This is a genomic window from Variovorax sp. CF079 (assembly GCF_900101545.1).
In the GTDB taxonomy this organism is placed as follows: domain Bacteria; phylum Pseudomonadota; class Gammaproteobacteria; order Burkholderiales; family Burkholderiaceae_C; genus Variovorax.
Window position 1 is genome coordinate 1 of the sequence record NZ_FMZU01000026.1, and the last position, 22,056, is coordinate 22,056.

Sequence of the window (22,056 nt, forward strand, 5' to 3'; positions counted from 1 at the left end):
GTGTACCCTTTCTGTACCTCTGCGGCCGTGCTTCGCACGATCATGAGCGCCCCCAGTCGTCGCGCTCCTGCACGTCATCAATCTAATCGCGCAGAGTGAACACCACCGACAGGTACGTGACGGGCTGCGTGCCGATCGCCTCGATACCATGCAGCGCGCAGGCTTCGAAGAGCAGCGAGTCCCCCGCGCCGAGCTCCACCACCTTCGCCCCATAGCGGTATCGCACCTCGCCCGAGAGCAGGTACAGGAACTTCAGTCCGGGGTGCTGGAAGGTCACGTAAGGCTCGGCCCCCGGCAGCAGCGTCACCAGGTAGGGCTCCACGAACAGGTTGCCCGACAGCAGATGCCCCAGCAACTCGTATCGGTAGTCGGCCACGGCACCGACCCGGTCCACCTGGATCCCGTGCCCCGCCCGCACGTGGCTGAAGTCCGTGCGGCTGGGCTGGTCGCCGAAGAAGCGCGAGATGCCGCAGCGCGCAGCCAGCTCACCACCTGAGGCCCCAGCCGCCATGCGCAGGGCGCGCACCTGGCTCCCGAGCAGGGAGGCAGGCCTGCTGCGCGCGGGCGGCCCCTCGCGCAGCGGCTGGATGCGCGTCACCGATGCCGGCAGCCGCAGGGGTCGGGCGTGTGGGTGTACGGGCGCGCGCCGGTGCGCATGGCGGCGGCCTCAGTACGCTGCGGCTACGACAGCGGCTAAGGAAGAAACCATCGGGCCTGTTCTATGCGTAGCGTCGCCATTGCGCAGCACATCGGGCTGCAGAGCGCATGGCTGCTGGGTTCGAACAAGCGCTCCGCGTTCGGCATGCCGAACAGCCCGATCATCGAGTCGTGCAACGCATCGCAGCTGCGGCTCCCCAGGTCAACGTTCCGCAGTCTTGTTCGGCGTGCCGAACACCCAGGAATCTGCATCGATGGATCAAACGTTCGGCACGCCGAACACGACACGCGCACAGCTCAAAAACAAGAAAGCCGGCAGCATCGCTGCCGGCGCCTCGGGATCGGCGATGAACTCAGCGCGTCACGGCACGTTCGAAGCGTGCACCGCGAACGGCTTGAACGGCAGGGCCAGCTTGCCAGCGTACTCGCCAGTGGATGCCAGCGTGGGGCAGACACCGGGCGCGGAACAGAAGTTGGTGTCGGGGTAGATCAGGTCACCGAACCGGTAGTTGTCGATGCTCTGGCCGCTGTAGTTCGCCACGCTGACGATATTGCCCCGCGTGGAGTAGTTGTCGGACATCGTCACCATGATCGGGTCGACGCGCGAGTCCTCCATGGTACGCAGGATGGTGCCGCTATTGCCGTCGTCGGCAAACTTGAGCCAACCCCACTTGCGATTGGCCCGATCGGTGAAGATCAGCATCGTGTTGATGGCATCGTCCTGGCTCGGGTAGTCCTTGGCCGCGGCGAGGTGCGTGATGTTGCTGCCCAGGCCCGTCACCACGCCGACTTCTGCGATCTCGGCGGGCGTGCCGACCGCCGGCTTGGGGCCCTGCACGTACTGCCCCAGCGAGTACATATGCACCTTGCCGTTCTCGGTGGCGACCCAGGCGCGTGGATAGCGCGGCACGGTCTTCCAGTACGGGCTGTCCGGCGAGATGCGCTCGCGGTCGTCCTTGCTCCAGTAGCTGTAGGTCGAGGTCGTCAGGATGCTTGTGGGCTTGTCGGCCAGCGTGATCGTCTTGATGATCGTAGGCGTGGCCTGTGGGCGATCTGCCAGCAGGTAGGGCCACTGGTTGGCGGCGAGCCCGACGTTCTGCGTTTCCAGGTTGCTCGCAGCGCTGCCCAGGTACATGTCATTCGTGTACTTGAAGAGCGGGCCGAGGTCGAGAAAGGCCAGGGTCTTCTCCGACTTCGAGGCCACCACCGCCACGCCGCCCTTGGCGTACTTCTCGTAGTACTCGCCGCCCGGCAGGAGCTTCGCCCGGTTGTCGGCCATCGGCGAGGCTTCCTTTGCCATGCCCGACAAGCCACCGTTGCCGGTGTACACGACAGCCGCATACGGGTGCATGCCGGTCGTCACCTTGATGGATGTCGGGGCCTTCATGTTGGCGGGCAGATCGACGTAGCCGAGCACCTTCATGAAGATGTAGTTGCCCTGGTTGAAGAAGCCGGGGTGGACCATGTCCATCCAGTCGTGCCACCAGTCGTACTTGGGACCATTGAGCGTACAGCCCTGGCAGCTGCCACCGAGCGAGATCACAGCGACCTGGCCCTTGTGGCTGATGGTGTCCCACACGGTGACGAAGGCGAACTCGCCGCCCCCGGTCACGGAAATGGCGGTCGGCACCTTGCCGATGGCCAGCTTGACGCTGGCACGGTTCTGCGCAGTGAACGTGCCGACGGTGAAGATCGTTGCCGGCTTCGTCGGGCTGCCCTGTGTCGCAATCAGCGAGAGGCGCGTCGAGGGGCTGTCCGCGGCGTTCTCGCCGCGATCTTCGACGATGGGCAGGTCTGCCGGGTCGTTCGGCGACAGCACGCCTGCGGCGTAGTAGGCATCGATCGACGTGGGCAGTATTCGCCGGTCTTGCCACAGCAACTGCGGGCGCTGCATGAAGGTCACCCGGTCGGTCGCCTGCGACTGGAACCACGCGACCGAGTTCGACAACGAGCTCCCACTGGCGGGCGTGCCGATCGCTGCGCCATGGATGCTCACGTACAGGTTGCTCGCGAAGGTGTTTTCCGCACCGAGCTGGTAGTAAAGATCATTGCCTGGGCCGTGGTTGATCGCGCCCACGTCGGCCCGCAGAGGAAGCGTGTTGACGCCGGTCCTGGCCGCCGCCGGCCCGAATCGGTACGCCACGCCCTCGGACTGGCCGAACTTGTAGGCGATGTTGTCGTAGGCATTCGCAACGATGGCGCCGGAACTGTCCACCACGTCGCCGGCGATGGGTGAAGGCGCGGGAGCAGGCGCGGGGGCCGGAGCCGGAGCCGGAGCCGGAGCGGGAGCGGGAGTGGGAGTGGGAGCGGGAGCAGGCGCAGGTGCAGGCGCAGGACCGGCCGACACACATGATTTCGCCGTCATGAACGCGGGATCGCCACCAAAGAACGTGTTCGTGCACGCTGCCGTTCCAGTGACCGACTTGGTGATCCAGCGCGAGTCGGCGCCGTACTTCACCAATGTGGGGGCGGGCACGGTGAATGAGGAATCTTCCTTGGCGAGCCAGGTTCCCGCGGCAGGGGCGGTGGGAGGGGGCGGAGCAGGCGGGGCTTGCACATAGCACGCCTTCGCCACGTACTCCAGCGGGTCGCGGCCGAAGGTTGCGTTGTTGCAGACCACGGTGCCGGCGAGCATCTTGCTCGTCCAGGCCGAATTCGCGCCGTATTGCACCTCCGTCAACGAGGCCAGGTTGAACGCCTGGCCTTCGTTGGCGACCTTGACCCAACTTGAGTCGAGCTTGCTGAGCTCTGCCTCCTTGTCTGCGGCGGGCTCGACTGCCGATGCAGCCGTCGATGCAGCCGGCGAAGCCGTCGACGCATCGGTGCTTTGAGGGAGAGCGAAGCTGCCGCCTGGGCCGCTTCCGCCCCCACCGCAGCCCGCGAGTGCACCTGCTGCAACAAAAAGCAGAAGCGCGCTTTTGCTGATCTTTTTCACACTGAATCTCCTGGTCAACCTGTAATCGAGACAAAAGAAGTCCCCTGCGCCTCCAAAGGGCGCAAAGAAAATGGGTAGAGAAACTGCTGGAACGGGAAGGGCTGATCGCCGCGTGGGCTAGAGGGATGTGGCACGTTGTCCGTGCTCGACCCTGTACGTGGTGTGGGGCCTGAGGCCGCCGGACATCGAACCCAACTGGACCGCGGCGACAGCCTTATCGTTCTTCAAGAGAACGCCCACGTGTCGCCTTTCCTCTTCGCGGTGCCACTGCGATTCGATCGTCAGAGCTGCAACCGATTTGTCATCGGTTCTTTTGAGTACTTAGGTAAGCTGCATGCGCTGCGCGTCGTCGCCGCAGTCCGCTGCGACAGAAGCCTTCATAGTGTTGCCTTCTATTGTTTCAATAGATGTCTGGACTGATGTTATTGTCGGCTCACCGATCTCTTTCGCGCCAAATCAAAGGCTCAAAGACAGGCACAACTTCACGTCGTGGCCGCGCGATATCGAATAACGGCTCTATGAAGCCATTCGAATTAACAACTTAGTTCGAAGACGTTGCGGCTCTTCCACGCGATCAACGAATACTTAATTCAGATTAAGCTGAAAGAACCAGAGTCTTGAAAGAATGCGATCAATTCAAGGTGAACCGCCCAAGGCTGGCCGAGGCATTCATTGAGCTCTCGGTGCGCAACGACAACGTGTTTGGCCGAAGCGATCAATGGACTCGGCAGGGCCGAGTCGATTCATCGACTTGAATCCCGGAAGACCAGGGAAGCGATGGACGTGGCCACGCTGGAGCGCATCCTCTAGAAGGAGGGTTCCCGGTCAACGCGAGTTGAACCACGCTCGCGACCAGTCCGGGGGTGGTCGCGCAAGCCGCTCAACGAGAAGCAATGGCCGAGGAGAAAGAGATGTGACCCTGCATGTGCCGTTATTGGTGCCGTACGCTCGCCAGAATCCGTGCCGATGACGTGGAGCACGTCCGCCTCGACGATCTGGCCGCGTACTACCGTGCCTGGGGCATCGATCTTTCGTTCCCGCAGGGGCTTGATTTCGACCACGACCCGACGGACGCCCGCCGAAGTGGATGAACTGCGGCAGTAGTACCAGGCAGCCCTCACAAACGCAGGTGTGCCGGCGTTGGTGGTCCTGGCGGCCGACTGCAGCGACGGTGCGCATGTCAATGGCAAGCTGCAGGACACGAGCTCGCAAGCCCAAGATCCGGAACCGCTGGGCGTATGCGAACTACCTCAAGAAGAAACGCGCCGCGACGCGTAAAGGGAAATGAATGCAGACCAGTACAGGAACGAGAACTATGTGAGGGCGGAGAGCAAGTCCGCCGAACGCCGGGCCATATGACGGCGAGAATGGTGTGCCACCCTCAAGGTCGCAGCAAGCCAGCCCCACCCACCCCCCTCTCTTCTCTCTCCTCTCTTCGGGCCAGCACGAGGCGAAGCGAGGCGGCCAGCAGTCTTGAGGCTGCGCCCGCGACCGGCCGCGTGCCGGAGGAAGGATTCGAAGCGCTCGGCGCCGGGCGTCCGCATCCACCTGATCGGCGATGCCCGCACCCTGGTGGCACAGGCCAGCAGGCGCTGTCGTTCCTTATGACTCAGCACCACGCCGTGCCCGAGGTTGCCGGCAGCCCGCAAGGGCGCCGAAGCTCCCGGCACCTCGCATCGGCGCACCGGACGACCACGAGGCACTACATTTCCCGGGTGTCTACCGCCGCTCCCACCTTGTTCGACTACGCTCGCTTCGTCGAGGATCTGAAACGCCGCATCGACGGTGCGCGGCTTTCGGCCGCGCGCGCCGTCAACCGCGAGCTGGTGGCTCTGTACTGGGACATCGGGCAAGCCATCCGCGAACAGCAGGCACGCCGGGGATGGGGCGACGCGGTGGCCGATCGGCTGGCGCGCGATCTCAAGGCGTCCTTCCCCGGGACGACTGGCTTTTAAGCGGCGAGCCTCTGGCGCATGCGCCAGTTTCACGAGACCTACACCGCGCCGGAGTTTCTCGCACAGCTTGTGCGAGAAAGAGAGCGCGCTACCAAACGCATCCAAGGTCCCAAGGCGCTGACGGCCGTCGACCATCGTCAACTCGCACAGGCGGTGCGAGAAATGGTGGAGGCGGTGCCCTGGGGCCACCATGTCAACCTGCTCTCCAAGCTCGACGATGCTGCGCAGCGGCTCTTCTACCTGAAGGCCACCGCGCGCTTCGGCTGGAGCCGCAACGTGCTGCTCAACCAGATCAAGGCGCAGGCCTACGAGCGGTCGTTGGCACAAGGCAAGGTGCACAACTTCGCGCTGGCGCTACCCGAGCATTTTGCCGAGCAGGCCGAGGAGGCGCTCAAGAGCAGCTACAACCTGGAATTCCTTGGCATCCGGCGCGAGATCAAGGAGCGCGAGCTGGAGGACCACCTGATCGACAAGCTGCGCGACTTTATCCTCGAGCTGGGCTACGGCTTCTGCTTCGTCGGGCGCCAGTATCGACTCTCGCTCGGGCGCAAGGAGTACTTCATCGACCTGCTCTTCTATCACCGCTTCCTCAAGGCGCTGGTGGCGATCGAACTGAAGATCGGGCCCTTCGAGCCGGAGCTCGCCGGCAAGATGGATTTCTATCTCAACCTCCTCAACGAGAAGGAGCGCGCGCCGGACGATGCGCCATCCATCGGGATCATCCTGTGCGCCGAGAAGGACAACCTCGAAGTGGAGTTCGCACTGAAGAGCAAGTCGAACCCGATCGGCGTGGCCGAGTACCACCTCCAGGGCAAGCTGCCGGCCGAGATGAAGGGAAAGCTGCCCTCCGCGCGCCAGCTTCAGGAAGTAGTGCGGGCCGTCTACCCCCGATTGGGTTGAGCCGCAAACGCAACGCAAGCACGCGTGAACCCATTTGGATCGACTGGGGATTCGGGTCCACGATGAATGATGTCGCGGCACACAAGGTCACGGGCTGCGCCGGCCAGTCGAATCGCTAGGCGCCCTTCAATCGTCGCGCCTCCGGAGCAAGAACCTATCGTTCAGCCCGGCCGCGCAGCGGGACGCATCCGCGCAGACTCAGGATCTCTCGCGTTGCCAGCACACCTCCTCTCGAGCGGGCGGCCCAACTGAAGCAGCACGGCGAACACATCGGGCGCTATCGATGAATGCCCCGGCGATGGCAAGCAACTGGGAATCGATCGAAGCGGTGCGCCAGTTTCAGACCGATCGCCAGACGGTCTCTTCTTCGACCACGGTGACGAATCGCCGCGCCGAGAACCCCTGCGGATAGAGCGTCCGCACCGCGGCGTCAAGGTCCAGCTCGCCCACTTCGTCAAGCGCGCGCCCCGCGTCGGCAGGCAACAGCTGGTCCGGGTCGTGCAGCAGCGCCGCATCGTCGCGCAGCGCGATCAGCATCTCCTCGAGCGACACCTTCAGGAAGCCGGCGAAGCGCTGGTGGTCGCACTCGATGGCGGTGTCGACGATCCAGCCGTGCACCTCGGACACTGGCCCCGCCCTCAAAGCGACACAAGGACTCAGCGTTCGGCATGCCGAACACGGGACGAGAACGCAGGCGAGAAAAAGCCGACAGGATCGCTGCCGGCTTCCAGATGGTCACGCTGTGAATTCAATCTGTCTCGTCATCCTCCGCGCTTCGATTGGGGCGCCCAAGCACAACGGCGTCACGCCACCCGGCTACCCTCGAAGCAGAAACCCTCGATCAGATCTGCTTCATTCCTCGTGCAGGGAGTCGTCCCACAAGTCCGCGAAGCGCGGGTGTCGCATGCCGGCTCGGGTGATCGACGCGCCGATAGAGACGCAGCAGCTCGCGTCCGCATTTGATCCTGGATGGGACAGACCCTGCTGGTAGAGAGATCACCGACCGTACCAAGCGCCAAGGCGCACTCATCCCTGCGGCGCCTTCTCTCGAGTCCCCAGCAAGCTTTCCAACATGGACATCTCGAACGATCCTCCAGTTTGGTCGAGATGCGTCGCTTTCAGCCGGATCGCGTAAAGGCTCGCACGCATCACCCTCCAACTGGGGCTCCCCACGCCTCGCGTGCAATGTCGACAGGATTTCGCGTGCCACGGGTGGCATACAGCTCAAGGGCAAGGTCGGCGGTCTGCTCCAGGTCGGCGCATCCTTCTGCAAGCCGTTGCCACTCGGCGACGAACGCGCGTTGCCATTCCTGGGCATGTTTGGGGCGCGCGGCAGGCCCGCACGTCAGCGGCTCTGATTGCCAGTTCATGTTTCCTCCTTCATTCAGGCGCAGCGGTTTAGAAAGGGCACCCGCGAGCACGCGCCCTCCGCTTCAATTCATCGTAGTCGCCCATCAGCCGATCGAATGAAGATGACGGCCTCGGTCGTCACCAGCTGTGAACTTTGTAGCAGCGCACAGAGCCAGCCCCACAGGGACGAGATGCGAGGAGGCAACGCTCGATGGGAGTTTTTCACATCCTTACAGCCTTTGTGGTCCGTGGGCAGCACCCCTGGATGGACAGCTCAGGTCTTCGTCAGGGTTGGGCACTAGTATGGCCAGGCAGTGCCTCCGGGGGCACATCGACCACTGCGCTCAAGCCCGCACTTCAGCTGGCAGCTCCCTCGTAGATGAACAAGAACACACGCGGCACGATCGAGATGACCACTGCCATGGTGATCTCTGGAACCCTCGGCTGGTTCGTTTTGCGCTCTGGACAGCCGATCATCGATCTGCTGTTCTGGCGCTGCGTGTTCGGCGCGGCCGCCCTGCTGGTCGTCTGCACGGCCATGGGCATGCTGCGCGGCAAACTCTCGATTCGCCTGTTCTGCTGGGCAGCGTTGGGAGGGGCGGCCATCGTCCTCAACTGGTTGCTGATCTTCGCTTCGTTCTCACGGGCATCGATCTCGATCGCGACCGCGGTCTACAACACGCAGCCCTTCATGCTGGTCGCGCTGAGCGCGCTCTTCTTTGGCGAACGCCTGACCGCGACCAAACTGACGTGGCTGGGCGTTGCCTTTGTCGGGGTGCTTCTCGTCGTCCAGGCGAAACCCGAGGCCAGCTACACCGGCACCGCGTATGTCTCCGGTGTCCTCATGGCACTCGGCGCGGCCTTCTTCTATGCGGTGGCCGCCATCATCACGAAGAAGCTCAGCGGCACGCCGCCGCACATGATTGCGCTCGCCCAGGTGTGCGTGGGCATCTTGATGATCGCGCCCTTTGCCAATCTCTCGGCGCTCACCGCCGATGGCCGGGTGTGGGGAAGCTATATCGTCATGGGCGTGGTCTACACCGGACTGGTGTTCGTGCTGCTCTACGGCGCGATACAGAAGCTGCCGACGCACGTGGCGGGCGCGCTGTCTTTCGTCTACCCCATCGTCGCGATCGGCGTGGACATGGTGGCCTTCGACCATCGACTGGAGCTGGTGCAAGGGGTCGGCGCCGCCGCGATCCTGACGGCCGCGGCGGGACTGAATCTCGGGTGGTCGCTCAAGAGATCGAAAGCGCCGGCCGTCGAGTGAGGTAGGCCCCGCCGCGGATCTGGGGCCGACGGCAGGAGCGGCGCAACGCATCGTCGATGGCCCGGGAGGCGGCCGTACGCCAGGATGAAAAACCCCCAGCGGTTCGCCGGGCCCCACGGCGATTGCGGCTCACTCTTCTCACGAGGACATCGCAGTCGGGCCGAGGGACGGCATCTCCCTGGCGAGGATGAATTCGAAGGCGGCGCCGGCATGCCGTGCCGCGGCAAAGATCGCCGTGCGATCGTTCTTCAGCACCCGCAGCCAGCTGTCCAGGTAGGCGGCATGCCCTTCGATGGTCGCGTCGACCAGGCCGCAGTGCCCCATCACGAACGCGCAGCCGAGCTCGGCCACCAGTTCCTCGAACGCATAGGCCGCGTCGCCGAAGCGTTTGCCGAACTGTCGATTCAGCCGGCTCGGATGTCCGGTCCAGTGAACCAATTCATGCAGCGAGGTGGCGCAGCACGCTTCGGCGCTGGTGAAGCGGCTCGGCCACGGCAGGCGGATCTCGTCGAGCTCCGGCAGGTACATCGCGCGCTCGAAGCCGTGCCGGATCGTCGCATTGCAGCCCCCGAGCAGGCGCAACGCACCCTCCACCGGCCCCCGCTGCGACTTGACGGGATCGACGCAAAGCTCAACGACATCCGACGGCAATCCGTCGATCTGCGCGACGTTGAAAACCCAGAACGGCCTGGCCAGCAGCACGCCACCGCGCGGCGCTTGCTCCGCCCTGCCCTCTTCCTCGCCGTCCTGACTCGACGCAGCGCCATCTGCATCCGACCCCTTGCGTGCCTTGCGTTCGAAGTGCGCACACATCACCGCGCGCTCGCCCTTGCGAACCTGCGCGCCCATGCTCGATGCCTGCTTGTAGGTCTGCCAGACATTCGACGCATACCCGTGCTCGATCGCCGCGTCCCAGAGCAGCAGCACATTGGCGCCGTGATAGCGCTCGCCGGTCTTGCCGTTGCGCGGCACGCCGCGCGAGGCCGCCCGCGTCCAGCGCGCCCGGAACACGTTGCCGCCCTTCTCGAGCATGGCCACGATGCGGTCGGTGATGACTTGCCGCACGTCCATGCGTGCGCCGTTGCGACCCGCCGAGTTCCTCTCTTCATCAGCACCTGCTTGGGGTGAGTCCTCGGGGGGTACGGGGGGAACGCCCGTGGCTGTTGGGTTGTCCGCATGGCGCCGACGGGTGGATCGAGTGGCATGCATGGCTGGGCCTTTCTGCGGGGTGTGCCGCGGTGGTTGAAAAGATCTGCTTTCGGGGCCGCCTCGACGCATGAAGAGCGAGCGCAAGGGCCGATGTCCAGGGAGCGCCCGGAGGCCGCAGCCGAGGCGCTGGCCGAGGACCGGGTGAGGACGGTGGCGAAGCCCGAAGCCCTGGACAGCGGCCCGGGCGAGCTATGCGTCGGTCAAGAGGCGGCTTCGAAGGCAGATGCACCGCGGCACACCACGCCGGCACGGCGCATCCACGAGCCCATCGGCGCGCGCGAGCGGCCAGCAGGCCGCACCTCCTCTGCGCGCAGGCGCAGAGGCACGCGGAACAGAGATTGAGACTGCCTGCGTGGCAAGTGGCCGCGCTCCAGCGGCCGCTCATGTGCAAAGCCTCGAAGCCGCGTCATGCGGCGAGCCAGAAGAAAAAAGGGCCGAAGCCCCTGCCGCTACATCAACCCGCGCTGTGCGAGCGAAGTCGCCTGGGTTCCGGCGATGACCAAATGATCGAGCACGCGAACGTCGAGCAGAGCGAGCGAGGCCTCAAGCGCCTTCGTCAGCGCTTCATCCGCACGCGACGGCTCGGCCGCACCGCTTGGATGGTTGTGCGCCACGATCAGGGCGGCCGCGTTGTGATGAAGGGCCCTGCGCGCGATCTCGCGCGGGTACACGCTGGTCTGGGCGATCGTGCCGCGAAAGAGATCTTCGATGGCGATCAGCCGATGCTGCGCGTCGAGGTACATGACCACGAAGCTCTCGTACGGCTGCCCGGCAAAGTGCAGCTTCAGGAAATCGCCCACCGCCGTCGGCGAGTCGAACACCGCTGCCGCAGTCAACTCCTCGGCGAGCAGCTCCTGCGCCAGCGCCAGGCTGGTCGCCAGGCGTCGGCAACCGGGCATCGACGAGTCGCGGGCGAAGCCGGCCAGCTTGTGCAGCGAACGGCCATTTGCCTCGTACAGCGCGTCAGCCTCCGCGCCAAGAATCGGGCGCAAGACATCGACGATGCGGCGTTGCTCGGCGGTGAAATCGAGAGATGCGGTCATGGTGAACTCCTGTGGGTGACACAGGCGGGATTGCCTGCGTGACCCCGGACCACCCCGCCGCAGCGCAGCGCTCAAGGCCGCCGCAGGCGCGCGGCACGTGCCGAGCACGCGAAGCGCGCGCAGGGCCTTGAACGCGAGAACGGTGGGGGTACGCTGAGGGCACACAGGCAAGCCCTCCCCCACCCTCACCAACCCCTGGGTACGCAAACGCTCCCGATCCCGCGCCAGGGATGCGCAAGGCGGGCCAGGCCCGTCCCCGCAAGGGGATGAGCGCGACCGCGCGAACCTGGAACAGCCCGGCACCGGCGTGCAGCCGGTGGGCGCCCGGGATTCAGTCCATTCGCTTGCTGTCGCGGCGTTCGCCCTTCGGCATGGTCCTGACATCCGGGCGCACTCGGAAGCTCAAGCTCGGGCGCTCGGAGGTCATGGTGAAGCACGTACCGCGCTGGATGCTCGCCTTGGGCACCGGGCCGGCTGGCACTGCTGTGCGTGCCCTGGTCTGGATGGGGCCGGCACATGTCGGCGAATCGCTGGCCACCTTGCGGCGCACGCTGCCACCCTCCGAGTGGCGGTCGCTGGCATCGGCACGCGCGGCGTTGCCGTCCTGGATGGCACGAGCCATTGGCGAGGAAGCTGTTCGTGGCTGAGCGCTTCTTCGCGCTCAGCAGAGACGACCAGCGGGAAGTGCTGGAGCAGGCACGAGCCAAGACGGATCGCCCTACCCATCTGCTTGAAAAGGACGTATGGGTGGTCTGGGCACTCGGCGCGCTCTTCGATTCGCCCCTCGCTGCCGACCTGACCTTCAAGGGCGGCACGTCGCTATCGAAGGCGTACAAGATCATTGAGCGATTCTCGGAAGACATCGACCTCACCGACGACATCCGCCGGCTGATCGCGGATCTCACGGGTGGTGAAGGCTTCCTGCCAGCGAACCGCAGCCAGGCCGGCCAAATGGACGAAGGCCGTGCGCGACCGTCTTCCCGGTTGGATCGCAACAGACGTACAACCGGTTCTCGAAGCGGCGAAGGCGCGCGACGGCTTGGATGCCACTGGAAGTCGGGGGCGCGGAACGCGACAAGCTGCTACTGCACTATCCACCAAGACCAACCAGGCCGGCGCCGAGCGCCCCGAGGACGTCAAGCCGCTGGTTGGGGAGCGCGACACAGGCCATGCAGGACTGGCTCGCCGTGCTGACGGAAAGAGGGATCAAGGAAGGCGCCCTCTTCCGCCGCATCCGCAAGGGCGGACATCTGGGCGAGGCGCTGGCGCCTGCCGCGGTGCGCGACATCGTGAAGGAGCGATGTGTGCTCGCGGGGGTGGAGGGGGGTTTTAGCGCGCACTCGTTAAGGGCCGGCTTCGTGACGGAGGCAGGCCGGCAGAACATGCCGCTGCCCGAGACGATGGCAATGACGGGGCACCAGAGCGTCGCGACCGTGATGGGGTACTTCCGGGCCGAGAGCTCACTGGGGAGCAGGGTCAGCCGGATGCTTGACGAGGATTGAACGGCAACATTGACGCTTCGCGAACTTCCCTGCCCTCGCGCACGTCATGGTGCACATGGGGTGAAGGAGAAATGTACATGATGGTAATATACAATCCATGATTGACCTGACCAGCGTTACGGGGTTCAACCGGGATGACGGCAACGCCCGCAAGAACGAAAAGCATGGTGTTTCCATGGCCGAAGCAGAGCAGGTCTTCTTCAACGCACCCTTGTTGCTTTTGGAAGATATTGCCCACAGCCATCAGGAACCCCGGCTCCACGCCTTGGGCAAAACCGACGACGGACGCACATTGCACATCACGTTCACTTTGCGCCAATCGAGCCTGTTGATCCGCCTCATTTCAGCCAGGGACATGCACCGAAAGGAGCGAGCCATCTATGAACAAGCAAACTAAAGCAATCCCGAAGTTCACCACCGAAGCGCAAGAGCGTGCGTACTGGGAAAAGCATGACTCCTCGGACTACCTTGACTGGTCGAAAGCCAAGAAGGTTGCGCTGCCCAACTTGAAACCCACGACCAAGACGATTTCGCTGCGCTTGCCTCAGCACCTGCTGGACTCGATCAAGGTCGCGGCGAACGCCCGCGATGTGCCTTATCAGTCGTTGATCAAGGTCTGGTTGCAAGAAAAACTGCGCACCCACTGAGCAGCCCCTGGTGGGCTGACGTCTCCCCCTATCATTGAGACCCTGCGGAAGCAATCCCGAATGCTGCCAGATGCGTCCTCGCGCGTGATGCCGTACTGCTGCAATAGCGATCGAGTCATTCGACTCAATCTCGAACAGCGCGACGTAGCCGCTCCCTCCAAACGGAATCACGAGCTCACGAATGAAATGGATCTACTCCCGCCTTGCGGCAAGTGAACGGCGAAAAGCTCAAACCACGCGCGACACATAGCCTCGTACCTTCACGCCGGGCCAACCAGCAGCGCTTGGAGCGCTCTGGTCGGCGACCCGGATCGCCAGCGCGCCTTCAGAGCCTTCGAGGCCAGCACCATGATGGCGATGCGCAAGGCGCTGCGCGGCGGCAGCGTCTGGCTGGACCACAGCGCGAGCTTCCGCGACCGGGACCGCATGCTGATCCCGCTTGAAGAATGGAAACTGCATCGGGACCACCACATTGCGGGCACGCACTGAATAGACATCACGAGAGCTGATCCTCATGACGGGCGCCTCCTGGCCGAGTGGAGCCGACCGATTCTCGCCAACGAACGGCCGGTCCCCACCAGGTTGCAGACCTTCAGGTCGTGCGCGCGGGGCCGTCAGACCGCAGTGACGTTGAACCGATCGCAGAGGTCATCCACCTGCCGCGCCTTGAGCTTCTCCCCTCGCAGCTTGCGAAGCCCGCTGCGCTCAAAGATCGCGTATGCAAACCCCTTGTTCATCTGCCGCGACACGTAGCGAATCCCGTCCCAGCGGGAACCCGCTCCGTGAATGGCCTGCGCCCAGGCTTGGCTCGCCGAGTAGTCGGCCGACGCACTGATGTCGTTGTTCAGGCCCAGGGACTTGAGTGCCGCCCCAGTGAGGTCGGCCAACACCAGCGTCTTGCGTTGAACGCAGGCAAAGCGTACGACCGAGCGCTCGGTCAGTTCGGCGACTGGCACCTCGTAGGTACCGCCTACGAACCGCCCGGACTCATGGATGACGCTCTCAGCGAAGGCCACCTCGATGGTGCTGGCGGTGTAGCAGGTGCCGAACGCGCCGGCACGGCCGGGATCTGGATCATCGAAGCGGTAGACGCCAGCCGACCAGTAGGGCTCTGTGGCCGGATGTCGGCTCAGTCGCACGAGCGACGCGACCTCGATCCTGACCGGTCGAAGCAGATCTTCGAAGGAACCGGGCTCAGGCAGCCGCAGCGACACGCGCGGCTCCCCGCTCGCGCGCCCACGCCGCAGCCAGGCGTTCCACCTTGGCCACGGCAACCCCCGCCTCCAATGCCGCGGCGACGCTCTTGCCTGCCAGGGCACCATGGTCGCGCAGCCAGAACATCAGCTTCTCGCTGGCGCCGAGGTCACCGAGTGCGCGGCAAACCGTGGCCACGGTCTCGCGCTCCATGCCCAGGAACGCCTGCGGGTAGTACAGCCGGTTGCCGACTTTCATCGCGAACACTTCGCCCCTGTCTGCGGCCGGCGCCAAGGCCTGGCGCGTGAGTCCCCAGGCTTGCGCAAGCTGCTCGCCGGGCACGACGAGGCCATCCTTGACCCACTGGACACGCGCCGCCTCGCCACGCGCAGTGGCACCAGCCAAGCCGCCGGCGGCCCGGGTTTGCGGGGTGCTGTCTGTGGTCGAGGCCTCGGCACGTGGCGCCCGCGCTCGGACGCCTCGCGTCCTCGGCACCTGCAGCCCTTGCTTGCTGACCGCCGAGCGAAGGCTGCCGACATCTTCGCTGAGGCGCCCGACGGTGGCTTCGAGTTGCGCAATCCGGCGCAGCAGGACAGGGGTACTGAGATCGGTGCTCATGCGTACATTCTAAGCAAATTCGGATATCGAAGCAAACGCAGACAATGTAGCAAACCGCAGCGGCCGGCCGGCAGGCGACGCACCGGTGCTGCCTGCGGGACTCAGGGATTCAGACCGATGGCGAGCCAAGCCCGAATTCGGCGGAGCATGTCCTGAGCGAGGGGTCGCTTGCCGCGCCTATTCCGATAACTTACGATGCTCAAACGCGCTCGCCCCTTCATCCGGGAGCGACGGTCACGTCGGGCCTTTGGTCGTTACGTAGCCGCCGGCCTCATGCTGTATCACAGTGACAGCGATGCCTTGTTTCTTGCACCATGCCTCGATCACCCAGAGCACCGACCCGGCTTCGGAGTGGGTGGATCCACCTTGTTCGATGAACTCCTTGATCACACTGCGTGCGGTGTTATGAGAAACCCCTCTGGGGCGGGTACCCGGGCGTGGCGCTATGGGCTCCACCCTCTCTCGCCCGTCGCCATCGAACGGGGCGAAGTTCAAGGAGGGATCGTTTGAATGGTCGAGCGTGGGCATGGTCAAGTCACGGCGCGAAGTGATCAACTGATCCGCGCGCAATGCCGCGGGACAAGGCGGGCCCATCTGTGCAAAGTGGCGTTCCTGTTGCATCAATGCAGCTTGGCATTGGCTAAGCCTTTCGCCTAAGCGAACGCGGGAAAGATTCCAGCGTGCGGCGTCCTGTGTCAGAAGAATGCCTGCGTCGCTGCAGGCAACCGGATCCCGAAATACACATGGGGCTTGACTCATGGCCCATCTGAGCGAAGGCCTGGGACATTCAGATCGGCACGCCGGGCTGCGCGGGTACACCACGGGGCTGATGTCGCCGCTGCAGCGGACAGTACGAAGGCCGGGGCTGGCGCGGCTTTCATCATCACGCCAGTCTCAGCATTGCCGCCTACGGCTTCCTGCTGGCGCAGCGGCTGCAGCACCCCGACGAGGTCGGGGGTAAAAAAAACTCCGCACGCCAAGAGCCTGCCCTACCCACGCATTACAAACCTCGGGGAAGCCCAGAGGGCGCAGCGCCACGTCCCATCCTCCATCACGAGCTTGCGATTGCGTATCTGCGGGATTCGTGGCTCGAGAAGGGAGCCAACATTTTGATTTTTGGTCCGCCAGGCGTGGGCAAGAGCCACGTCGGTTGCGGCATCGGCCACGCACTGATCGAGGCCGGCCGGCGCGTGCTCTACATGCGCACCAGCGAGTTGGTGCAGCGCCTGCAGGCTGCTCGCCAGACCCTCCAGTTGCCCCAGGCACTCGCCAAGCTCGACCGCTATGACCTGCTCATTCTTGACGACATCTCGTACGTGCGGAAGGACCAGGCCGAGACCAGCGTGCTGTTCGAGTTGATCGCCGAGCGCTACGAGCGGCGCAGCATCCTCATCACGGCCAACCAGCCCTTCTCGGGCTGGGACACCGTGTTCCCCGACGCCGGCATGACGGTGGCCGCCATCGACCGCCTGGTCCATCACTCGACGATCTTCGAGCTGAACAACGTGGAGAGTTAGCGCGGCAAGCAGGCCGCCCGGGAACAGAAGGTCCAGCGCGACAACGACAAGACGAACCGCCGGCGTCAATCATCCAGCGACAACGACAACCAGCCCAAGGAGCCACAGCCATGAACCCTCGACCAGCGACATTCATCCCCGTCCAACCGGCCAAGATGAATGTCGTTTAACCGGCCACGCTGCTTGACGCTATCCAATCCGGCAATCAAGCATGGCACGGGCTATGTGCCCCCCGTGGTCACGCTGGAGTTCGGCGGCCGCCGGCCACGATCGACACAAGATCAGCCTGGACGATCAAGCGGTTCAACCGACCTCCCGCCGCGTGGATGACCTCCCCGGGGCGCGCTCATTTCCTCTTGACTTTGTACGGTACATTACCGTACAGTGCAGGGGAAAGAGAGGTCTGCCATGTCCCGCGATACCCCCCGAACCGAGCGTGTCGAAGCGCGCATTGCACCTGACGTGCTGGCCGTGGTCCGACGCGCCGCAGAGATCGAAGGACGAAGCATCAGCGACTTTCTCGTCGGGGCCGCGCAAGAAGCCGCGCGCCGCACGATCGAGCAGACGCAGATCATCCGCCTGTCGATGGAAGAACAGCAGCGCTTTGCCTCATTGCTGCTTGATCCCCCTGCGCTTTCTCCTGCGATGGCACGCGCGGCCAAGGCGCACAAGAAACTGATCGCCTCCTCGCGGTGACAGCTCCGTTCCGCATAGAGGCGCTGGCGCCGGAGCATGACCGCGCGGGCTTTGCCTGCGGGAGCGATCCGCTCGACAAGTATTTGAGAGAGCAAGCGTCGCAGGACATACGTCGCCGCACCAGTGCCTGCTACGTCGCGATCGACAACCGGACGGATGCGGTCACGGGGTATTACACCCTGGCCGCTGGCAGCGTTCCACTCACAGGCCTTTCCGAGGCGATGGCGAAGAAACTGCCGCGCTATCCCCTCGTTCCTGTGGCACGCATTGGCCGTCTTGCAGTGAGTGTGGCGTTTCAGAAGAGGCAGCTTGGAGCAGCACTGCTGTGGGATGCAGGGTTGCGCGCAATGCAGTCGGGCATGGGCGTCTTCGCGTTGGTTGTCGATGCCAAGGATAAGGTTGCAGCCGCGTTTTACGAGCATCACGGATTCACTGCATTCAGCGGCAACCCACTGACCTTCATCCTTCCGATCGCGACCCTCGCGAACAAGAACTGAACGTGCCACGCGGCCTCCAGGTCGTCAAGCTTGTCGCGCCCTGTCACTGCCTGAGTCGCCAAGCTTCAGTCAGAATCACTGCGCTTGTCGCGAATGTTGAGGGGGAACCTATGCCTCGTGAATCCAGTTTGACCGACGAGCTGCGCATGCTATTGCATTCGCGCCGTACGGCCGCCCTAGGCACTGTGGGTGATGACGGAGCGCCGTTTGTTTCCATGATCCCGTTCGCGGTGGAGCCATCTCTTGGATGCCTGATCATTCATGTCAGCGACTTGGCCGCCCATACGCGCTACCTCCGAGACCGGCCCAAGGTATCCGTGCTTGTCATGCAGCACGAGCTGCCTGGTGAGCCGGTGCATGCGCTTCCACGCGCTACTCTGGGGGGCGACGCCGACGTGCTGGAGAGCAACAGGCCGGAGTGGGAGCCGTGCCGAGCCGCATACCTGGCGCGCTTTCCTGAGGCAGAGCCCATGACGCAGCTGGACGATTTCCGGTTTGTCGCAGTTCATGTCCATCACGCCCGCCAGATCTCAGGGTTCGCAGCGGCGCGTGACGTTGGCGAGGAAGAGCTCCAACGCGCCTTGCGCGCCGAGGCGTAACGCAATGCATTAGTCAGAATGCCGGCGCGTTCGGCGTTCATCTGCAACCGCTGGACCTTGGCCGCTGGAGGCTACCGGCGCCCCACGCAAACGAGCGCCAACGCCATCAGGCGTGCTTTTGCAACGCTTCGCCGAAGGATGAGCAATGCGCCGCCGATTCCATGTCCAGCACCTGGCGCGATGCCGTGCGGTCACATGCCAGGTAGACCCTGCTTGAGTTCGGCGATGAGCGCCGAAGCGAGTTTGCCGGTGCGCCCGCCTCTGGCCCGGCTTCGGCAGGTCAGCGCCACATCTGTGCTGAATGTCCGGATGTGGCCATGCGGGTTCGAAGAACATCCGGGTCTTGGCGGACATCAGGGCAGTGAGATTGACGCAATCAGCAAATGATGAGTTCCGTATGCCCGAAGCCCTTGGAATAATCGAGCACGGAAATGACCGAGGGCGTGACGCGGAACAGGCGAACCTCGTCCGGGCTCGGCATCTTCATCGGCAGAGGCCCCGCCTCAGGGTATTTCAGAGGTAGCAGGCGCAGGACTTTCTCCGCTTCGGCCCGATCATCCACCGCATGCGCACGTGCAGCCATCGACAAGCCGGTGATCGCCATCAAATCCGCCGTGTCGTGGTCGATCGTCAGCGAGAGTCGATCATCTCGCGCCAGGTTTTTTGCCTTCTGACTGTCCAGCCCGCAGAGAAAGTACAGCGTCAGGCCTTCGTTCACGTAGCCGACCGTCGTTGCCTGCGGCCAGCCATCCGGGCGCAGCGTCGCAACTGTCATGATTCGATGTTGATCCAACAGCGCCAGGATCTTCCGTCTGATCTCGTCGTCCATGAGTCGCCTCCACAATCGTCAAAAAGGGGCCACCCCATTTTGGGCTTGGTTGGCGACTCGGCCTTGATCTTGATCAAGGCCTGACCGCATCGGGTCGAATGCGCGCCTTGGCGGGGTAACCGTGACTGGCTACCTCTCAGTCGACTTCTCAGTCGACTCTTGCCGTCGGTCGCGACTGGCTGCTCCTGGCCGCCCCCGATTGCCGAAGTTGGCATTGCTCGCGTCGGAAGTCCGGCGCGCGCGTTCGCAATGCTTGCGCCGCGCATCTTCGTCCTCATCTGGAGTCACGCATCCGGTGCCTTCAGCGCAGCCTTCGGGATTCTTGGAGACAGCGCTCGACCATCACTTGGTCTGCGGACTGCATGCCGAGCGACTCTCGAGTCACGGAATTTCTCCACCAGGCTTACTTCTTCATCGCGAAGCCATGCAGTGGCAGCAGCAGGCGATTGGGCTTCGGACATATCCCCTTTGTCTGATGCGCCACGGCCCGCGGCACGTCACGATGCGCGTCGGGGAGTTGGAGGTGGCGTGGGCGTCCCTCGGCGGAAATCGCCAAGCTGCAAACTGAAGGAGTGATCATGGTCGGAGACCGGCTGGCCGCTGCGCAGCGGGGTATCGCGCTCGCCGAGGTCATCGAGTCAGCGCCCATTGCGCCAGCAAGCGGGAAACGAGTTGCGCGCGCCGCGAAGGCGGTGGGTCGTGTCGGCGCGCCGGCGCCAACACGGGCCGGGCGAGCGCCGTCAAGGGGCGCCGCCGGCGCGTTCACCGGCCCGTTTCTGTCACCGTCCTCTTTGACGAGGGTCGAGCGGCTGAAGCTCGTCGACGGTGTCGAGCGCGTCATCGAAGGTGTGTTCGCGCACCTGCCGCTCAAGCGCGCGCGCTACGGCGTCGACCCGGTGCAGCGGCTGCGCATCCTGCGCACGCAGGTCGACCAGTTGTCGAGCGACGAATTCCACATCGAGCTGGCCGACGTGGTGACGCGGCTGCGCGATGCGCACACGCGCTACGCCGGCCCGGCGAGCCTGTCGACCAAGGTCGCGGCCCTGCCTTTCCTGGTCGAGATGTTCGGCCCTGCCGCCTCTCCGACCTACGTCGTCACCCGCGTCGCCGCCGGACTGGACGCGGCCTTCAAGCCAGGCGTGGTGCTGGAGTTCTGGAACGGCGTGCCGATCGACAAGGCCGTGCGCCGACACGCTGACGAGGAGGTCGGCGGACGCACCGACAGCCAGCGCGCATGGTCGGTCCAGAGCCTGACCCTGCGCTCGCTGCAGTACGGCCCGCCGCCCGACGAATACTGGGTCGTGGTCGGCTACCGCAGCAGCGCGGCCGACGGCGCTCCGACGGGTTCGCCCCGCGAGATCAAGATACCCTGGCGCGTCGTCGACCCGGGCGAGATCGACGAGATGCTGCCGAGCGGACCTACCGGCCGCGCGGCCACGCGCCTGCGGCGCACGCGCGCGGTCGATCCGGCGGCAGCGATCGCGCGCCGCGCCAAGATGCTGCTCTTCGCGCCCGGCGCGCTGACCGGCGAGCAGGCCAGTGCGCAGCCGACGCCGAAGTCGTCGTCCGGTCGCAAGGCGCCGACCGCCGAGGTCATCGCGACCGAGCTCACGGGCACGCTCAAGGCCACGTCGCTGGCCCAGCCGGGCGGAGCCATCGCCTACTTGCGCATCTACGGCTTCGACGTCCCGCCGGAGGACTTCATCCCCGAGCTACAACGGCTCATCCCTCTGCTGCCGGACAACGGGCTCATCATCGACGTGCGCGGCAACCCGGGCGGCTACATCCTGGCGGCGGAATCAGCGCTGCAGCTCTTCACGCCCAGGCCGATCCAGCCGACACGCTTCTCGATCCTGTGCACTGCCTTCACGCGCACGCTCGCCGCACTGCCGGGCATGGAAGGAGAGCTCGGGCCGTGGAAGGAGTCGCTCGAAGCGGCGGTGCGCAACGGCGAGCTGTATTCGCAGCCGCTGCCCATCACGAGCTTCGCGGAGTGCAACGCGATCGGCCAGCAGTACGGCGGGCCGGTCGTTCTCGTGGCTGACTCCACAACCTACTCCTCCGGCGATCTGTTCAGCGCGGGCTTCGTAGACAACGGCATCGGCCCCTTCGTCTGCGTCGGCGAGGCCACCGGTGCCGGCGGCGCGAACGTCTGGGACTACGAGGATCTGCGCCCGCTGATGGCCGGCACCGACTTCGAGCTGCCGACGCTGCCCGACGGCATCGGCATGTCCTTCGCGTTCCGTCGCGCGACCCGCGCGGGCCCGTCGGAAGGCCTGCCGATCGAGGACGTCGGCATCGGCGGCACGCCGTACGCGATGACGCGCGACGACCTGCTTGCCGGCAACCCGGACCTGCTGGCCCATTGCTTCGAGCTCCTCAAGCAGCAGCGCCGAAGCAGCCTGATCGTCGAGGCGAGCAAGGCCGCGCGCGAGATCACCGTGCGGCACGCCGGGCTGACGCGGCTGGACGTGCTCTTCGACGGCCATCCGGGCAGCAGCCATGCCCTGCGCGCGCGAGCGCCGGTGGTCGTGCCGTACCCGGCCGGCACCAAGGTGGTCGAACTGTTCGGCTTCGGCGGCGAGGAACTGCTGCAGAAGCGGCGCGTGGACGCACGCCGCTGACACGGCTCACACAA

Annotated in this window: 22 protein-coding genes and 7 pseudogenes; 17 read left to right on the forward strand and 12 right to left on the reverse strand. The window is 64.7% G+C overall.

Going from position 1 to position 22,056, the window contains the following annotated elements; genetic code table 11:
* Window positions 1-82 precede the first annotated feature (82 nt).
* Both BLS74_RS28595 and BLS74_RS28600 read right to left on the reverse strand, forming a co-directional pair.
* Entirely contained in the window at window positions 83-511 is a 429-nt protein-coding gene (locus tag BLS74_RS28595; RefSeq protein WP_093110718.1) for a cupin domain-containing protein, read from the reverse strand.
* 507 nt (window positions 512-1,018) lie between these two features.
* On the reverse strand, window positions 1,019-2,875 hold the full coding sequence (locus tag BLS74_RS28600; protein WP_170855748.1) for a hypothetical protein: 1,857 nt from the start codon (window positions 2,873-2,875) through the stop codon (window positions 1,019-1,021).
* A gap of 391 nt (window positions 2,876-3,266) precedes the next feature.
* On the opposite strand from BLS74_RS28600, the gene BLS74_RS34090 reads away from it, so the two are divergent.
* The 5 genes and pseudogenes from BLS74_RS34090 (at window position 3,267) to BLS74_RS35305 (ending at window position 6,447) form a co-directional block, all read left to right on the forward strand.
* On the forward strand, window positions 3,267-3,488 hold the full coding sequence (locus BLS74_RS34090; RefSeq protein ID WP_139191775.1) for a hypothetical protein: 222 nt from the start codon (window positions 3,267-3,269) through the stop codon (window positions 3,486-3,488).
* A 239-nt stretch (window positions 3,489-3,727) separates the two neighbouring features.
* Window positions 3,728-4,012: a hypothetical protein gene (locus BLS74_RS34630; RefSeq protein ID WP_170855750.1), complete on the forward strand. Its 285-nt coding sequence runs from the start codon at window positions 3,728-3,730 to the stop codon at window positions 4,010-4,012.
* A 233-nt stretch (window positions 4,013-4,245) separates the two neighbouring features.
* Window positions 4,246-4,396: pseudogene (locus BLS74_RS35295) on the forward strand (IS3 family transposase); the annotation flags it as partial.
* Window positions 4,397-5,328: 932 nt separating this feature from the next.
* Window positions 5,329-5,850 (forward strand): annotated as a pseudogene (locus BLS74_RS35300) (DUF1016 N-terminal domain-containing protein); the annotation flags it as partial.
* A 30-nt stretch (window positions 5,851-5,880) separates the two neighbouring features.
* Complete coding sequence (locus tag BLS74_RS35305; RefSeq protein ID WP_244504067.1) at window positions 5,881-6,447, forward strand: DUF1016 domain-containing protein; 567 nt, start codon at window positions 5,881-5,883, stop codon at window positions 6,445-6,447.
* Window positions 6,448-6,786: 339 nt separating this feature from the next.
* Here BLS74_RS35305 and BLS74_RS28610 read toward each other — a convergent pair whose 3' ends face one another.
* Together BLS74_RS28610 and BLS74_RS34095 are read right to left on the reverse strand one after the other, a co-directional pair.
* The gene (locus tag BLS74_RS28610; protein ID WP_093110557.1) at window positions 6,787-7,074 is read right to left on the reverse strand and encodes a hypothetical protein; all 288 of its coding nucleotides are present in this window, start codon (window positions 7,072-7,074) and stop codon (window positions 6,787-6,789) included.
* Window positions 7,075-7,595: 521 nt separating this feature from the next.
* Window positions 7,596-7,817 (reverse strand): hypothetical protein, encoded by a 222-nt coding sequence (locus tag BLS74_RS34095; protein ID WP_139191776.1) that lies wholly within the window; start codon window positions 7,815-7,817, stop codon window positions 7,596-7,598.
* A 359-nt stretch (window positions 7,818-8,176) separates the two neighbouring features.
* Between BLS74_RS34095 and BLS74_RS28615 the strand changes: the two genes are divergently transcribed.
* Window positions 8,177-9,067, forward strand: coding sequence for a DMT family transporter (locus tag BLS74_RS28615; RefSeq protein ID WP_093110559.1), 891 nt, complete (start codon window positions 8,177-8,179; stop codon window positions 9,065-9,067).
* A 138-nt stretch (window positions 9,068-9,205) separates the two neighbouring features.
* On the opposite strand, the gene BLS74_RS28620 is transcribed toward BLS74_RS28615, so the two are convergent.
* From BLS74_RS28620 to BLS74_RS34635, 3 genes are all read right to left on the reverse strand, one after another.
* Window positions 9,206-10,360 (reverse strand): ArdC family protein, encoded by a 1,155-nt coding sequence (locus BLS74_RS28620; protein ID WP_244504059.1) that lies wholly within the window; start codon window positions 10,358-10,360, stop codon window positions 9,206-9,208.
* Between the two features lie 365 nt (window positions 10,361-10,725).
* Complete coding sequence (gene radC / locus BLS74_RS28630; RefSeq protein WP_093110565.1) at window positions 10,726-11,319, reverse strand: RadC family protein; 594 nt, start codon at window positions 11,317-11,319, stop codon at window positions 10,726-10,728.
* A gap of 331 nt (window positions 11,320-11,650) precedes the next feature.
* On the reverse strand, window positions 11,651-11,941 hold the full coding sequence (locus BLS74_RS34635) for a hypothetical protein (RefSeq protein ID WP_170855751.1): 291 nt from the start codon (window positions 11,939-11,941) through the stop codon (window positions 11,651-11,653).
* Between the two features lie 17 nt (window positions 11,942-11,958).
* Here BLS74_RS34635 and BLS74_RS35310 point away from each other — a divergent pair.
* From BLS74_RS35310 to BLS74_RS28655, 4 genes and pseudogenes are all read left to right on the forward strand, one after another.
* Window positions 11,959-12,416, forward strand: a pseudogene (locus tag BLS74_RS35310) (nucleotidyl transferase AbiEii/AbiGii toxin family protein); the annotation flags it as partial.
* Window positions 12,416-12,821, forward strand: a pseudogene (locus BLS74_RS35315) (tyrosine-type recombinase/integrase); the annotation flags it as partial. The pseudogenes BLS74_RS35310 and BLS74_RS35315, both read left to right, overlap by 1 nt.
* Before the next feature lie 97 nt (window positions 12,822-12,918).
* Entirely contained in the window at window positions 12,919-13,218 is a 300-nt protein-coding gene (locus tag BLS74_RS28650) for a BrnT family toxin (RefSeq protein WP_093110567.1), read from the forward strand.
* Window positions 13,202-13,468: a BrnA antitoxin family protein gene (locus tag BLS74_RS28655; protein WP_093110569.1), complete on the forward strand. Its 267-nt coding sequence runs from the start codon at window positions 13,202-13,204 to the stop codon at window positions 13,466-13,468. Before BLS74_RS28650 ends, BLS74_RS28655 begins: the two co-directional genes overlap by 17 nt.
* An 87-nt stretch (window positions 13,469-13,555) precedes the next feature.
* Here the strand turns inward: BLS74_RS28655 and BLS74_RS35320 are convergent.
* Window positions 13,556-13,688 (reverse strand): annotated as a pseudogene (locus BLS74_RS35320) (type II toxin-antitoxin system RelE/ParE family toxin); the annotation flags it as partial.
* A 128-nt stretch (window positions 13,689-13,816) separates the two neighbouring features.
* On the opposite strand from BLS74_RS35320, the gene BLS74_RS34645 reads away from it, so the two are divergent.
* Window positions 13,817-13,957, forward strand: coding sequence for a hypothetical protein (locus tag BLS74_RS34645; protein ID WP_170855752.1), 141 nt, complete (start codon window positions 13,817-13,819; stop codon window positions 13,955-13,957).
* Between the two features lie 125 nt (window positions 13,958-14,082).
* On the opposite strand, the gene BLS74_RS28660 is transcribed toward BLS74_RS34645, so the two are convergent.
* The 3 genes from BLS74_RS28660 to BLS74_RS28665 all read right to left on the reverse strand — a co-directional run bounded on the left by BLS74_RS28660 (window position 14,083) and on the right by BLS74_RS28665 (window position 15,808).
* A complete protein-coding gene (locus BLS74_RS28660; RefSeq protein WP_170855753.1) occupies window positions 14,083-14,682 on the reverse strand; it encodes an RES family NAD+ phosphorylase in 600 nt (199 codons plus the stop codon).
* The gene (locus tag BLS74_RS34650) at window positions 14,663-15,280 is read right to left on the reverse strand and encodes a hypothetical protein (protein ID WP_170855754.1); all 618 of its coding nucleotides are present in this window, start codon (window positions 15,278-15,280) and stop codon (window positions 14,663-14,665) included. The genes BLS74_RS28660 and BLS74_RS34650 overlap by 20 nt, the downstream gene beginning before the upstream one ends.
* A gap of 234 nt (window positions 15,281-15,514) precedes the next feature.
* Window positions 15,515-15,808: a hypothetical protein gene (locus BLS74_RS28665; RefSeq protein WP_139191777.1), complete on the reverse strand. Its 294-nt coding sequence runs from the start codon at window positions 15,806-15,808 to the stop codon at window positions 15,515-15,517.
* A gap of 317 nt (window positions 15,809-16,125) precedes the next feature.
* Between BLS74_RS28665 and BLS74_RS35325 the strand changes: the two are divergent.
* From BLS74_RS35325 to BLS74_RS28685, 5 genes and pseudogenes are all read left to right on the forward strand, one after another.
* Window positions 16,126-16,320: pseudogene (locus BLS74_RS35325) on the forward strand (IS701 family transposase); the annotation flags it as partial.
* Window positions 16,321-16,332: 12 nt separating this feature from the next.
* A pseudogene (locus tag BLS74_RS28670) lies at window positions 16,333-16,797 on the forward strand (ATP-binding protein); the annotation flags it as partial.
* A gap of 408 nt (window positions 16,798-17,205) precedes the next feature.
* Complete coding sequence (locus BLS74_RS28675; protein ID WP_093110575.1) at window positions 17,206-17,493, forward strand: type II toxin-antitoxin system TacA family antitoxin; 288 nt, start codon at window positions 17,206-17,208, stop codon at window positions 17,491-17,493.
* Entirely contained in the window at window positions 17,490-17,990 is a 501-nt protein-coding gene (locus BLS74_RS28680; RefSeq protein ID WP_093110577.1) for a GNAT family N-acetyltransferase, read from the forward strand. The genes BLS74_RS28675 and BLS74_RS28680 overlap by 4 nt, the downstream gene beginning before the upstream one ends.
* Window positions 17,991-18,100: 110 nt before the next feature.
* Window positions 18,101-18,589, forward strand: coding sequence for a HugZ family pyridoxamine 5'-phosphate oxidase (locus BLS74_RS28685; protein WP_093110579.1), 489 nt, complete (start codon window positions 18,101-18,103; stop codon window positions 18,587-18,589).
* 376 nt (window positions 18,590-18,965) lie between these two features.
* Here the strand turns inward: BLS74_RS28685 and BLS74_RS28690 are convergent, their stop codons facing one another.
* Entirely contained in the window at window positions 18,966-19,418 is a 453-nt protein-coding gene (locus BLS74_RS28690) for a pyridoxamine 5'-phosphate oxidase family protein (protein WP_093110581.1), read from the reverse strand.
* A gap of 791 nt (window positions 19,419-20,209) precedes the next feature.
* Here BLS74_RS28690 and BLS74_RS28695 point away from each other — a divergent pair.
* Window positions 20,210-22,042, forward strand: coding sequence for a S41 family peptidase (locus BLS74_RS28695; RefSeq protein ID WP_170855755.1), 1,833 nt, complete (start codon window positions 20,210-20,212; stop codon window positions 22,040-22,042).
* The last annotated feature ends 14 nt before the right edge of the window (window positions 22,043-22,056 follow it).

Excerpts from the sequence above, each read along its gene's own strand:
- BLS74_RS28615 (WP_093110559.1), top strand. The coding sequence starts at position 8,177 with ATGAACAAGAACACACGCGGCACGATCGAGATGACCACTGCCATGGTG.
- BLS74_RS28665 (WP_139191777.1), bottom strand. The coding sequence starts at position 15,808 with ATGCCCACGCTCGACCATTCAAACGATCCCTCCTTGAACTTCGCCCCG.
- BLS74_RS28685 (WP_093110579.1), top strand. The coding sequence starts at position 18,101 with ATGCCTCGTGAATCCAGTTTGACCGACGAGCTGCGCATGCTATTGCAT.
- BLS74_RS28655 (WP_093110569.1), top strand. The coding sequence starts at position 13,202 with ATGAACAAGCAAACTAAAGCAATCCCGAAGTTCACCACCGAAGCGCAA.
- BLS74_RS34095 (WP_139191776.1), bottom strand. The coding sequence starts at position 7,817 with ATGAACTGGCAATCAGAGCCGCTGACGTGCGGGCCTGCCGCGCGCCCC.
- BLS74_RS28595 (WP_093110718.1), bottom strand. The coding sequence starts at position 511 with ATGGCGGCTGGGGCCTCAGGTGGTGAGCTGGCTGCGCGCTGCGGCATC.
- BLS74_RS34650 (WP_170855754.1), bottom strand. The coding sequence starts at position 15,280 with ATGAGCACCGATCTCAGTACCCCTGTCCTGCTGCGCCGGATTGCGCAA.
- BLS74_RS28650 (WP_093110567.1), top strand. The coding sequence starts at position 12,919 with ATGATTGACCTGACCAGCGTTACGGGGTTCAACCGGGATGACGGCAAC.
- BLS74_RS34645 (WP_170855752.1), top strand. The coding sequence starts at position 13,817 with ATGATGGCGATGCGCAAGGCGCTGCGCGGCGGCAGCGTCTGGCTGGAC.
- BLS74_RS28675 (WP_093110575.1), top strand. The coding sequence starts at position 17,206 with ATGTCCCGCGATACCCCCCGAACCGAGCGTGTCGAAGCGCGCATTGCA.
- radC (WP_093110565.1), bottom strand. The coding sequence starts at position 11,319 with ATGACCGCATCTCTCGATTTCACCGCCGAGCAACGCCGCATCGTCGAT.
- BLS74_RS28690 (WP_093110581.1), bottom strand. The coding sequence starts at position 19,418 with ATGGACGACGAGATCAGACGGAAGATCCTGGCGCTGTTGGATCAACAT.
- BLS74_RS34635 (WP_170855751.1), bottom strand. The coding sequence starts at position 11,941 with ATGGCTCGTGCCATCCAGGACGGCAACGCCGCGCGTGCCGATGCCAGC.